This window comes from Streptococcus mitis, assembly GCF_009496285.1.
Classification (GTDB): Bacteria; Bacillota; Bacilli; order Lactobacillales; family Streptococcaceae; genus Streptococcus; species Streptococcus mitis_BP.
This window is the reverse complement of record NZ_WIJK01000034.1, coordinates 1-13,711: the sequence shown is the minus strand read 5'-3', so window position 1 is coordinate 13,711 and position 13,711 is coordinate 1. Positions and strand designations below refer to the sequence as shown.

The following is a 13,711-nucleotide window of genomic DNA, read 5'->3' as shown; positions in this document are numbered from 1 at the left end:
ATAAGTAAAAGGTAATGCCTTACCTTGAAATTGTACAATAACTTCCTTTTTAGTATAATCTACAAAGTCTTTAATTTTAGTTGAAAAATCTTCAATAAACTTAATCTGATTTAGTATCTCCTTGGGAAACACTGTTTTTTGCTTTTTTTCATATGAAGAGAATTTTTTACTCTTAATAACATTATTGAAATTAGATACATCAATTCCATTTGAATAACTAGAAAAGTTTTTAAAGTCTATATTAGAAAATTCATTTGCATTTGAAAATTTTAAAATGTAAGGACATTCAAAACGGTGAGGGAACGATATGGTTTTTATTGGTGATTCAGGATATGCCCAAAATTCATTATTGGCCTCAAAAATTAGGTAAATATGATGATTTCTTTTTAGTCCAGTTAATCCCAAAATTTGATTGATTAGTGTTGTTTTTCCTGACCCGTTTTCACCAACTATTACAGATAAATCCTCTATATTTTTTCTATATGGGATTTCAAAAATATCACTTTTCTCAATATCAAAACAATATCGTCCGTCCTCATCTCGCTTATGAACATCTTTCTCTATAACTTTTTTTACCTTAATATCTGGTAAAAAATTAATAATTTTAAAGTCGCAATCGAATGAAACATTATTCAAAACTTCATCGGGAAAAATGTTGAATCTCTCTTCTAACATAGCAACTAATCTAATTTTATTCTCATTAACCATAAATATCTCCCTTCAATGATTATCCTTATTTTACTACAGAAAATATTTTTTATCAAAAATAAATAGTATAATATAGAAAAGTATACTGATGAAATTGGTCAATTTATAAATGTTTATAATCATTCTTGCGTCACTTAATTTCTCCCCATCAAATTATAGATTGTTTATAGAAAAGAACATCTAAGTGTAATATATAGTATCTTTATTAAGTTAAGTAAACGGACAAAAATCTCATATGAACCCTTACGAAATTAATACAAAATATAATAGTGAGTTATTAAGCGGATTACCAATGATAGTACGGATTTAATAGAATAGAATAGAATAAAATAAAAAATAAAATTTTATTCATCATAGTATATCCTATTCATTTGGTTTAATAGTTAAACTAAATTATCAAACTTCTAAATTTCTCATTTCGATACATATATTAATTAAATATGACTTCAAAATATTTTTACAATAATTTAATTTAAATACATATTTTTGGAAAGTATCTATTTGGTAAATCTCTAGCATTAAAAATTAAATCTCTATTTTTAGATACTTTAGAATTTTAAGACTAGCATACTCATAGATTTGAATATAACAAAAGAGAGAATCAATCTGATTCTCCCTCATAATCGAATAAACATCGCCAGCAACAGTTAATAAATAGACAATTTGTACTTCTTCATTTCGTCATTTTTAATAATCAAATGCTAGTCTTCTTCCACTTCATCTCAGATGCTCTTAAAAAATATCAAATAGCAATTTCACATTGAGAACAGTTAAGATAATGGAAACAATATAACCAAGGATAGTATTCCACTTGGCATTGGTAAATTCTCCCATCAGTGATTTCTTAGAAGTTAGATAAATCAAAGGAAAGATTGAAAATGGAAGAGCGATTGAAAGAAAGACCTGTGAATAAACCAATAACTGATCCAAGGTTTTTTCTTGATGACCAAACAGAACCGCTACTATCATAACAGGCAGTAAGGCAAAGAGACGAGTCGCCAAACGAATGAACCACTGAGGCAATCTCATATGCAAGAAACCTTCCATAACGATTTGTCCTGTCAAGGTACCTGTGATAGTCGAATTCTGACCACTGGCTAATAGGGCCAAGGCAAACAAGGTTGATAAGGTTGAGCTAGCTATAGCTCCCGCAATGGTTGAATCCTGCAGGGCGTTATACATTTGAGAAAAGGCAGAAATCTCAGATGCATGTCCGAAAAAGAGAGCCGCCCCTAAGATTAAAAGAAGGGAGTTAACCACAAAGGCCAAGGATAACTGGAGATTAGAATCCCAGGTCATAAAGCGCACGGCTTTTCGAACATCATTCTTGTCCTTGTGATTGATTTTCCGAGTCTGAGACAAGGAAGAATGCAAATAGAGGTTGTGGGGCATCACTGTCGCACCCACGATACCTAACGCCAAGGTTAATTGACTTTCATGCCCAGGCAAAGGACTCTCAAATAAGGTTGCATTGGGCAGATAACCTTCAACGATTCCTTGGATACTTGGATGTGACAAAGCTACTAGGTAAGTAAAGATTGCTAAGATCGTTAAAATTAGCGTGGTCACGATAGCTTCTATCTTCTTAAAGCCAAACTTCATCAAGAGCAATAAGAGAAAGACATCTAAAACCGTCAAGAGGATGGCTATCATAATCGGAATTTTAAAGAGAAGATTGAGGGCAATGGCTGAACCTAGAACTTCTGCCAAATCTGTCGCCATCAAGGCCAACTCCAAAATCACCCATAGACTATAACGAAGCCATTTAGGTGAATGATGAGCTGTTGCTTGAGCCAGGTCCATCTGAGTTACAATTCCAAGCTTTCCTGCCATCTGCTGAAGCTGCATAGCAATGAGAGATGAAATCAGGATAACAAACAAGAGACTATACTTATAGGAAGCCCCACCGACAACACTTGTAATCCAGTTTCCTGGATCCATATAACCAACTGCCACGAGGGCACCCGGACCCAAGAAAGCCTTTAAATTTTGCCAGAAATGATTGTTATTTGGAGTATCGATAGATTGATTGATCTCAGAGAGTGACACTTTTTTATGAGAAGACATAGATACTTACCTCTTTCTAAACCTACTTTTTCATTATTTTCTATTAGAGAAAAATAAGATTGACTTTAAACTATTAAAACAATGAAAACTATATGAAAAACATTTAGTTTTTTCATTATTTTTCTTAAGGCACCTTAATATTTTTCTTAAGGCACCTTAATATTTTTCTTAAGGCACCTTAATTATAACACAAAAAATGAAAACTATATGAAAAACATTTAGTTTTTTCATTATTTTTCTTAAGGCACCTTAATTATAAAAAATATGATAAAAACTTAAGAAAATTCAACAAAATTTTAGGGAAAGTCAGAATAAGTCTACTCATTAACGATAATGATAAATCTATTGATAAACTTTGACATTTAATAGTGAACTGTAACTATTATTTCTAACTTGATTTCTCTATAAAAGAGGAAAAACCAGCGTCTTTTGACGCTGGTTAATAATTTATTCTCAAATAAAGCAGAGCCTAAATGGCTTCTGTGACAAAACTTCTACTTTCAAGTACCTTAAGCATGGCATCTGCTGTATCCAAGGCTGTAAAGAGTGGAACTCCATGTTCAATGGCTGAACGGCGGATTTGCTCACCGTCCTCGTCTGCTGTACGTTTTGTTCCAACGGTATTGACGATGGCTTGAATTTTCCCTTTGCGTACAAAGCTCGGAATATCCTTTTCATCGTCACCTATCTTACCTACAGGTTGAGCCTTCAAGCCATGATTTGCAAAGAAAGCTACTGTTCCTTGAGTTGCAAGAATTCCATAACCGATATTTTGGAAACGACGAGCCAAATCCAAAGCTTCTTCCTTGGCATCGTCAGCGATAGTAAAGACAACATTCCCAAAGGTTGGCAAGTGAAGATAAGAAGCTTCAAAAGCCTTGTAGAGCGCTTTTTCTAGAGTTGTATCAGAACCCATAACTTCCCCTGTTGACTTCATTTCAGGCCCAAGCAAGCTGTCTACCTTCGCGAGCTTAGTGAATGAGAAGACAGGCGCCTTGATATGAACACGACTGCTTTCTGGGTAAAGTCCATCTTGGTAACCAAGTTCTTCAAGACTTTGACCAAGAATCAACTTAGTTGCAACCTGAGCCATCGGGATATTGGTTACTTTTGATAGGAATGGTACAGTACGACTGGCACGTGGATTCACCTCAATAACGTAGACTTTTTCATCCTTGATGACAAACTGAATGTTCATCATACCAAGACAGTTGAGGCCAATTGCAAGACGTTTAGTATAGTCTGCGATGGTTTCTTGAACCTTTTGAGACAAGGTTTGTGGAGGATAAACAGCCATGGAGTCACCTGAGTGGACACCAGCACGTTCGATATGCTCCATGATACCAGGGATAAGGACATTTTGTCCATCTGAGATAGCATCAACTTCACATTCTTGTCCAACGATATAAGAGTCGACAAGAACTGGATGGTCTGGACTTGCTTTAACGGCTGTACGCATATAAGAACGAAGGTCTTCTTCATTTTCTACAATTTCCATGGCACGTCCACCCAAGACATAAGAAGGACGAACGAGGACTGGGAAACCAATCTTGCGAGCTGCAAGCACTGCTTCTTCTTCGTTTGTTGCAGTCTGTCCTGGAGGCTGTGGAATATCCAAGTCTTTGAGGGCTTGCTCAAAAAGGTCACGGTCCTCTGCACGGTCAAGGTCAGCAACCTGCGTACCAAGGATAGTCACACCTGCCTTAGCCAATGGCTCTGCAAGGTTAATAGCTGTTTGACCACCAAACTGAACGATAACACCTTTTGGTTGCTCAAGGTCAATGACATTCATGACATCTTCAAATGTCAATGGTTCAAAGTAAAGTTTATCTGATACAGAGAAGTCGGTTGAAACGGTTTCTGGGTTTGAGTTCATGATGATGGCTTCGTAGCCAGCAGCCTGAATAGCCTTAACAGAGTGAACTGTTGCGTAGTCAAACTCAACCCCTTGACCGATACGGATTGGACCAGAACCTAGAACCAGTACAGATTCCTTATCAGACTTGATGGATTCGTTTTCCCAACCATAAGTTGAATAGAAATATGGAGTTTCTGACTCAAACTCTGCCGCACAGGTATCAACCATCTTGTAAACTGGGACAATCTTGTTTTCCAAACGAAGTTGGCGAACTTGATCAGCTGTAGTATTCCAGAGTTCAGCAATCTTACGGTCTGAAAAACCATTGAGTTTTGCTGTTTTTAAGACGTCTACATCTTGTGGATGTGAGCCTAATTCTTGCTCAATTTCAAAGATATGCAAGAGTTTATCCAGATAAAAGATATCGATTTTTGTAAGCTCAGCAATTTCTTCTGGTGTATAACCACGGCGAATGGCCTCTGATACGTAGAAGAGACGGTCATCTTGTGCTTTCACAACCTTTTCAATCAAGGCATCATCTGAAATCTCAGCCAGTTCTGGAATTTCATTGTGGTGAACACCGATTTCTAGCGAGCGACAGGCCTTGAGAAGGGATTCTTCAATGTTACGACCGATAGCCATAACTTCTCCAGTTGCCTTCATCTGGGTACCAAGACGACGTTCCCCTTTTTCAAACTTATCAAATGGGAAACGTGGAATCTTAGCCACCACATAGTCAAGGGCTGGTTCAAACATGGCATAAGTTGAACCTGTAACTGGGTTAATAACTTCATCCAAGGTCAACCCTACCGCAATCTTGGCAGCCAATTTGGCGATTGGGTAACCTGTTGCCTTAGAAGCAAGGGCTGAAGAACGAGATACACGAGGATTTACTTCGATGACATAGTACTTAAAGCTATGTGGATCAAGTGCAAGCTGAACGTTACATCCACCTTCAATCTTGAGAGCACGGATAATGCTCAAGCTTGCATCACGAAGCATTTGGTTTTCATAGTCTGACATAGTCTGCGCTGGGGCAAATACAATAGAGTCCCCTGTGTGAATCCCAACGGGGTCAAAGTTTTCCATGTTACAAACAACAAGGGCATTGTCAGCTGAGTCACGCATGACTTCGTATTCGATTTCCTTAAAACCAGCAATCGAACGCTCAATCAAACACTGGGTAACAGGTGACAACTTCAAACCATTTTCAGCGATTTCACGCAATTCTTCCTCGTTGGCACACATACCACCACCAGTACCACCGAGAGTGAAGGCTGGGCGGACAATAACTGGGTAACCAATAGTTGCTGCAAAGGCAACGGCTTCTTCCACTGTGTTGACAATTTCTGATTCTGGAATTGGTTGCTTGAGTTCTTCCATCAATTGTTTAAAGAGATCGCGGTCCTCTGCTTGGTCGATAGCAGACAATTTAGTCCCGAGAAGTTCTACTCCCAATTCATCAAGAATACCATTTTTAGACAACTCCATTGCCATATTAAGCCCTGTTTGACCTCCAAGTGTTGGAAGCAAGGCATCTGGACGTTCCTTACGGAGAATACGCGTTACAAACTCAAGTGTAATCGGTTCGATGTAGACCTTGTCTGCAATCTCTTTATCCGTCATAATGGTTGCAGGATTTGAGTTAACCAAGACAACCTCATACCCCTCTTCTTTCAAAGACAAGCAGGCCTGGGTTCCAGCATAGTCAAACTCAGCAGCCTGACCAATAATAATCGGACCAGAACCAATCACCATAATTTTTTGAATATCAGTACGTTTAGGCATTTACAAGATATTAAGGGCGTCAAGCGGACAAAGCTAAAATAGGAGTTATGACGAAGAACCGTCAGTTCTAGGAATAACTATCTTTTTAGTACCGTCCGTAGCCCGTATTCAGTTCAGCAAATACGGCTCACCCTTCTCCTTTCTATTCGTCGCCTCTCAGGGCGACATTAAATAAATTCTCCGACGATTTTTTAGAGAAACGATAATTTTCGATAAAAAATCTAGTGCAGGGAGTTTTTAGTTCGCCTAATAGCGACTAAAAGAAACGACCTGCCTTTCTATTCGTCGCCTCACAGGGCGACATTAAATAAGATACAAAGGACGAATAGAAAGCGATTGAATTTTAGGAAACCAAGGAAGGATTGACAATCCGAGTTGGGTTCTCTAAATTCCGAGCTTTCCGTCCGTGTTCAGTTACATAAATTCTCCGACGATTTCACACTCGTCTTTAGTTTGCTTGTTTGAAAGCTTCCATCATCTCGATGAACTCGTCAAATAGATAACTTGCATCGTGCGGACCTGGTGCAGCATCTGGGTGGAATTGCACGGAGAAACCTGGTTGGTATCTGTGACGTACACCTTCAACTGACTTGTCATTGATTTCTTCATGAGTAATCATCAAATGGTCTGGAAAATCTTCACGACTCACTGCGTATCCATGGTTTTGACTAGTAAAGTCCACGCGCCCTGTTGCAATTTCACGCACTGCGTGGTTAAAACCACGGTGACCAAATTTCATCTTGTAGGTCTTAGCACCATTTGCCATGGCAAAGAGTTGATGCCCCATACAAATACCAAAGATTGGAATCTTGCCAAGAATACCACGAATCATATCGAGTGCTTCTGGTACATCTTCTGGATTTCCCGGTCCATTTGACAACATAACTCCGTCTGGATTTAAGTGAAGGATTTCCTCTGCTGTTGTAGTATAAGGAACGACCGTTACATTACAATCTCTCTTAGACAACTCTCTTAAGATTGAATGCTTGAGACCAAAGTCTACAAGTACCACACTTAAACCTACTCCTGGAGCTGGATATGCAGTTTTTGTAGAAACCTGTTTGATATTATCAATTGGTAAAACAGTTGCTTGAAGCTGATCTGTGATGTGATCAATACTATCTCCCACATGTGTCAGAGTCGCTCTCATAGTCCCATGTTTGCGAATGATTTTTGTCAAAGCACGTGTATCAATACCTGAAATACCAGGGATTTTCTTAGATTTCAAAAATTCATCCAGCGTCATCTGGTTACGCCAGTTACTGGCTCTACGAGCTTCTTCAAATACCACTACACCTTTACAGGTTGGACTGATAGACTCGTAGTCATCACGGTTAATCCCATAATTCCCAACCAAGGGATAGGTAAAGGTTAGGATTTGTCCATTGTAAGACTGATCCGTAATAGATTCTTGATAACCAGTCATCCCAGTATTAAAGACGATTTCACCAGTTACATCAATATCAGCCCCAAAGGCTTTTCCTTCAAAAATTGTTCCATCTTCTAAAACTAGAAGTCGTTTAGTCATAAATTCACCTCTCGTGGATGCTCTCAGGCATCTTTTAACGTTTTGTGTCTTATTTTGCGTTTCTGTAAGTCAATACAGATTCTAAAATTGCCATTCTGACAAAGACACCATTGGTCATTTGTTGAACAATACGTGATTTTGGTGCTTCGACCAAGTGATCAGCAATTTCAACATCGCGATTTACAGGAGCAGGATGCATCAGAATAGCTTTATCTTTCAAGCGATCGTAACGTTCTTGAGTCAAACCATGCTGAGCATGATAGCCCTCTTTTGAAAAGACTGTTCCACTTTCATGACGCTCATGCTGAACACGGAGAAACATCATCACATCAACTTGGTCAATGATTTCATCAATGCTTACAAACTGTCCATAGTCTGCAAACTCTTGACTTCTCCATTCCTCAGGTCCAGCAAAGTAGAGTTCTGCTCCTAAGCGTTTTAAGATTTGCATATTGGATTTAGCCACACGCGAATGGTCAAGGTCACCAGCAATGGCTACCTTGAGTCCTTCGAAGTGTCCAAATTCTTCATAAATCGTCATTAAATCAAGCAAGCTCTGGCTAGGATGTTGCCCAGAACCGTCGCCACCATTGATAATCGAAGTCGTAATCGTCGGACTATCGATCAACTCTCTGTAGTAATCTACCTCTGGGTGTCGGATGACACAGGCATCTACTCCCAAGGCTGACAAGGTCAAAATTGTATCGTAGAGTGTTTCACCCTTGTTGACTGAACTTGTTTTTACATCGAAGTCCAGTAGGTGAAGGCCCAGTTTAATCTCTGCTACTTCAAAAGATTTGTGGGTACGAGTCGAACTCTCAAAGAAGAGATTAGAGACGATGTGTTGGTCTTCATAAGAAGCCTTTGCTCCATTTTTAAATTCGATCCCTCGTTTAATCAATTTCATGACTTGTTCTACAGTAAGGTCTTCCATTGAGACTACATGTTGAATGGCTTGTTGATTTTCTGACATGGCTAACTCCTTTGGCTATCTAAGCTTCTTCGGTAATAAGAACACGATCTTGTCCATCTAGTTCAGTCATCTCTACGATGATTTCTTCTGAACGACTGGTTGGGATATTTTTCCCTACATAGTCTGGACGAATCGGTAATTCTCTATGCCCGCGGTCAACTAGAACAGCTAAACTCACACGAGAAGGACGACCATGGCTTACGATGTTGTCAATAGCTGCTCGGATGGTCCGACCTGTGTAAAGCACATCGTCCACCAAGATGACCTCACGTTCTGTCACATCAACAGAGATTATAGAAGTATCTTCACCGCTTTTGACATCGTCACGGAATGGTTTGGTATCTAACTCAACGACTGGCACTGAGATAGATTCCAACTGTTCCAATCGCTCTTGGATACGGTGGGCAATGAAGACACCACGTGTTTTTATCCCAGCCAGTACAATCTTGTTCAAATCTTTATTTCGCTCGATAATCTCATAGGTAATTCGAGTAATCGCTCGCTTGACGGTCAATTCGTCTACAACTTCTTTTGTCTTCATGACAAACCTCCAAAAAAAAGTCTCCTTAAACAAGGAGACTTCAGAATGTATAGTTAAGCTAGCCCTACCAAAACAGCAGAGACTCCACCCTTCTACTTGATTCAGCTCCTTGCCTGCCTCACGGGACAGGATTAAAGGAATATTTGATTGGTACTACTATAACACAAACCAGGAATCGATGCAAGAAAAAACACAAGAAATCAATTTTATAACGAACTAAAATCGTACAACTGTGGATAGTGATCGCATTCTGGATTTTTCGGATGACAGATAGCACGACCAAAGTAAATCATAGCCTGATGGGCTGCAAGCCATTCTTCTGGTGGCAAAACATCCATGACACGTTTTTCGACCTCAAGGGGTGTAGCTGATTTTTTTACAATATCGTGGTGTTTACAGATTCGCTCTACGTGAGTATCAACTGCAAAGGCCGGAATACCGAATCCCACGCTCAAAACTACGTTGGCTGTTTTACGACCAACTCCTGCCAAACTCTCTAATTCTTCTCTAGTCTGAGGGACTTGACCGTCAAAATCATTCAGGAGTTGTTGGGAACATTTTTTGAGGAATTTAGCCTTATTGCGATAAAGGCCTAGGCGAGAAATATACGAGGCAATCTCACTCTCACTTGCATCTGCCATGGTTTGTGGGGTTGGAAAAGCTGCAAAAAGGCCAGGTGTAGCCTTGTTGACTGCCGCATCTGTCGTCTGAGCAGACAGCATAACAGCAACCAGGAGTTCAAAATGATTGCGAAAATCTAGACTTGGTTTCGCATCTGGAAAAAGAGCAATGATTTCCTCAATGACATGACGGGCACGCTTCTTGGATAAAACCATCTATTCGTCTCCATCAAACAGTCCTTGCAAACCTGCAAAAGGACTATTTTCTTCTTTCTTGACTGCTTGTTGGGCTTGATACTCTTCCTCAGACATGATTTGCCAGTCATTTCCAGAAACAAATCCCTGACCAGCTTCTTCTTCAGTTGTTAAGACTTTGATAGGAATATTGAGCAAGATATTATCTGAGACACTTTCAGCCAGGTCGATTTCCCCATTTTCAATCGGTAAAACCAAGTCATCATCTAGAACTTCTTGATCCAGTTGATTGGTAGCACCTTCCATAAAGACTTCCGTCACTGGATATGATTCATTCAATTCTACCGGTTCCATGCTACGGCTAGAGGCTAAGACGATTGTATAAGACAATTGATATTCTAGGAAAAACATAAGGTCTTCGTACTGAACTTTTCCAATAGCGACAATATCTTTTACATCTAAAATTTCTTGATTACGGGCACGCAAGTCAGCTGCTAAGTCTAAAGTTTGCTCAAAGTGCAAGCCTTCAGGCTGCTTACGAATTTCTTGAATATTTAATTTCATACTTCCTCCATAAAGATTTACTCCTTTGATTATACCATGAAATCACTTAATTTAATCGCTGCAGACCTTGTTTTAAATATTATTAGTTTTTGATATATTTATTATGACAAATTTATTTTTTGTGCTATACTATAGACATCAATACATGAGCAAAGGAGGACGCTCATATGGAAGATAAAGAACTAATCTTAGAAGCTTATCAACTCATTTCCGAGTTAAACAAAGCTTACCAAACTTGCAAACAAGGATTGCCTGATGATATACGCTTGCAGCAAAATATTGACGAGTTACTCAAACAACTTAAAAAGACAGAGAAACTCGATAACTCTATCTTAGTTGATCTGGAGAAATTTTACCAACATACCAGTCTCTTGATTGGACTTGGCACCCTTAAACTGAATGATCAAGCTCGCACAGCTTGGCGAAACTATGACAAATTCCACTACGATCACGTCAAACACGTTTTGACTCTCTATGGACCTGTTTTTGGTTTCTAGAAAGATTTGAATTTCTCATTTCTTTTGACAAAGTGTTCCAAAAGGTATAAAATAAACATAGTAATTTTCGGAGGTAAGGGAGACATGAACAACTAAGTCTATCAAATAAAGAACCTTTATTTAGTAGATCTTGTTTCTGTCTCTTTTTGTGTGCTCTTTTTTCTGCTGCTTTTTCAGCCCTTTTAAAAGAGGATTTTTTGACATAGACGATTGGCTCTACTAGGTAAAGTAGAGCTTTTGTTATGTATTATCCAAATTTAGAAAGGGAAACATGATGATAAAAATCAACCAGCTAACCATCACTCAAAACAAAGATTTACGAGACCTTATTTCCGATTTAAATATTACTATCCAAGACGGAGAAAAGGTCGCTATTATCGGCGAAGAAGGAAATGGAAAATCAACCTTACTTAAAACTTTAATGGGCGAAAGATTAGCTGATTTCTCAATCAGTGGAGAAATCCAGTCTGACCTTCAGTCCTTGGCCTACATTCCCCAACATCTCCCTGAAGAATTGAAGAAAAAATCTCTACAGGACTACTTCTTTTTAGAGTCTGCTGATTTGGACTTCAGCATTCTCTACCGTTTAGCTGAGGAATTGCACTTTGATAGCAGTCGTTTTGCTAGTGACCAAGAGATTGGTAGCCTCTCGGGAGGTGAAGCTTTGAAAATTCAGCTTATCCATGAATTAGCCAAACCCTTTGAGATTCTATTTTTAGATGAACCTTCAAATGACCTGGACATTGAGACAGTTGATTGGCTAAAAAGTAAGATTCAGAAGATGAAACAAACCGTTATTTTCATTTCTCATGATGAAGACTTCCTCTCTCAAACGGCAGACACCATTATCCACTTGCGACTGGTCAAGCATCGAAAGGAGGCTGAAACTCTAGTTGAACATTTAGACTATGATCGCTATAGTGAACAGAGAAAGGCTATTTTTGCCAGACAAAGCCAGCAAGCTGCTAACGACCAGAGGGCCTATAACAAAACAATGGAAAAACACCGCAGAGTCAAGCAAAATGTCGAAACTGCCTTGCGAAATACTAAAAATGATGTTGCTGGGCGCCTATTAGCCAAAAAGATGAAAAATGTTCTTTCTCAAGAAAAACGCTACGAAAAAGCAGCTCAGTCCATGACCCAGAAACCACTTGAAGAAGAAGAAATCCAACTCTTCTTTTCAGATATAGAGCCATTAGCAGCTTCTAAAGTCTTACTTCGACTGGAAAAGGAAAGTTTGTCCATTGGTGAGCGTGTTTTGGCTCAGGAGTTACAACTAACTGTTTGGGGTCAAGATAAAATCGGTATCATCGGACCAAATGGTGTTGGCAAATCGACTCTGTTAGGCAAGTTACATCAACTACTAAGCGCCAAAAGTGAGATTTCACTTGGATTTATGCCACAAAATTACCAAGAAACATTGCAATTGGATCTATCTCCAGTAGAATTTCTCAGCCGAACTGGACACAAAGAGGAAGTACAGAAAATCCAATCCTTCCTAGCCAGTCTCAATTTCAGTTATCCAGAAATGCACCACCAAATCCGCTCCTTATCCGGCGGTCAACAAGGCAAACTCCTTCTTTTGAATTTAGTTCTGCGGAAACCAAACTTTCTCCTTCTGGATGAACCCACACGAAACTTTTCTCCAACTTCTCAACCCGAAATCAGAAAACTCTTTGCCAATTATCCTGGTGGTCTGGTTACTGTTTCACATGATCGACGTTTCTTAAAAGAAGTCTGTAGGAGTATCTACCGTTTGACAGAGAATGGTTTGGAAATAGTTGATTTACAAGATTTATAACTGTAGAAAATAGTAAGAGGCTGGGCAAAAACTAAATTTCAGCAGAAAATCAAGTAAATCTTCCCACAATAAAACGCATAGTATCAAGGTTGTTCAATACCTGATACTGTATTGACCCCCAAAAGTTGGACAAATAATTATTGAAAGGATTTAGTTCTGTATTGCACAGGGCTAAGTCCTTTCAATAATTATTTGTCAAGTATATCAAGGTATTTGATGAAAAATAGTTTGATTTCCATAGTCAAACTAAGGAAATTGTCTTTTTCTGAACTAAAGTTTAGTGAAAAAAGTGTACACTAAACCAACACCTTATCTGGTGATTTTTTTTGATAAGGCGTTACAATAATATGGCATAAACAATTTTACCGATTTTGGGTAGAAGTATAATCGTAAAGTTTGTTATGCGTTATAAGGTAATACATTGTTCTAATGAGACGATGTATAGAGGCAATCGTGTGTGGTTTGGTTGAAGTCACTTGCGATTGTCTTTTCCGTTTCTCATAGAAGTCTGCGATATGACAAGGATTGGTGTGGCTAGCTGAAGCTATGTTATGAATGCACTTAAAGAGAA

At 38.8% G+C, this 13,711-nt stretch carries 9 protein-coding genes and 2 pseudogenes; 2 read left to right on the top strand and 9 right to left on the bottom strand.

What is annotated here, in order from left to right; translation table 11 throughout:
• The 8 genes and pseudogenes from GEZ89_RS09610 to GEZ89_RS08985 all read right to left on the bottom strand — a co-directional run.
• Nucleotides 1–708: pseudogene (locus GEZ89_RS09610) on the bottom strand (hypothetical protein); the annotation flags it as partial.
• A gap of 732 nt (nt 709–1,440) precedes the next feature.
• The gene (locus GEZ89_RS09015) at nt 1,441–2,775 is read right to left on the bottom strand and encodes an Nramp family divalent metal transporter (protein ID WP_153225764.1); all 1,335 of its coding nucleotides are present in this window, start codon (nt 2,773–2,775) and stop codon (nt 1,441–1,443) included.
• 469 nt (nt 2,776–3,244) lie between these two features.
• Entirely contained in the window at nt 3,245–6,421 is a 3,177-nt protein-coding gene (gene carB / locus GEZ89_RS09010; protein ID WP_153225763.1) for a carbamoyl-phosphate synthase large subunit, read from the bottom strand.
• Nucleotides 6,422–6,869: 448 nt separating this feature from the next.
• The gene (locus GEZ89_RS09005; protein WP_000166838.1) at nt 6,870–7,949 is read right to left on the bottom strand and encodes a carbamoyl phosphate synthase small subunit; all 1,080 of its coding nucleotides are present in this window, start codon (nt 7,947–7,949) and stop codon (nt 6,870–6,872) included.
• Nucleotides 7,950–7,998: 49 nt separating this feature from the next.
• The gene (locus GEZ89_RS09000) at nt 7,999–8,922 is read right to left on the bottom strand and encodes an aspartate carbamoyltransferase catalytic subunit (RefSeq protein WP_045763807.1); all 924 of its coding nucleotides are present in this window, start codon (nt 8,920–8,922) and stop codon (nt 7,999–8,001) included.
• Between the two features lie 19 nt (nt 8,923–8,941).
• Nucleotides 8,942–9,463: a bifunctional pyr operon transcriptional regulator/uracil phosphoribosyltransferase PyrR gene (gene pyrR / locus GEZ89_RS08995; RefSeq protein WP_049549150.1), complete on the bottom strand. Its 522-nt coding sequence runs from the start codon at nt 9,461–9,463 to the stop codon at nt 8,942–8,944.
• A 206-nt stretch (nt 9,464–9,669) separates the two neighbouring features.
• On the bottom strand, nt 9,670–10,299 hold the full coding sequence (gene nth / locus GEZ89_RS08990; RefSeq protein ID WP_153225762.1) for an endonuclease III: 630 nt from the start codon (nt 10,297–10,299) through the stop codon (nt 9,670–9,672).
• Complete coding sequence (locus GEZ89_RS08985; protein ID WP_153225761.1) at nt 10,300–10,842, bottom strand: YceD family protein; 543 nt, start codon at nt 10,840–10,842, stop codon at nt 10,300–10,302.
• Between the two features lie 167 nt (nt 10,843–11,009).
• Between GEZ89_RS08985 and GEZ89_RS08980 the strand changes: the two genes are divergently transcribed.
• Both GEZ89_RS08980 and GEZ89_RS08975 read left to right on the top strand, forming a co-directional pair.
• Nucleotides 11,010–11,339 (top strand): hypothetical protein, encoded by a 330-nt coding sequence (locus tag GEZ89_RS08980; protein WP_049549148.1) that lies wholly within the window; start codon nt 11,010–11,012, stop codon nt 11,337–11,339.
• A gap of 274 nt (nt 11,340–11,613) precedes the next feature.
• Nucleotides 11,614–13,140 (top strand): ATP-binding cassette domain-containing protein, encoded by a 1,527-nt coding sequence (locus GEZ89_RS08975; protein WP_049549147.1) that lies wholly within the window; start codon nt 11,614–11,616, stop codon nt 13,138–13,140.
• A gap of 362 nt (nt 13,141–13,502) precedes the next feature.
• Here the strand turns inward: GEZ89_RS08975 and GEZ89_RS08970 are convergent.
• Nucleotides 13,503–13,711: pseudogene (locus GEZ89_RS08970) on the bottom strand (IS110 family transposase); the annotation flags it as partial.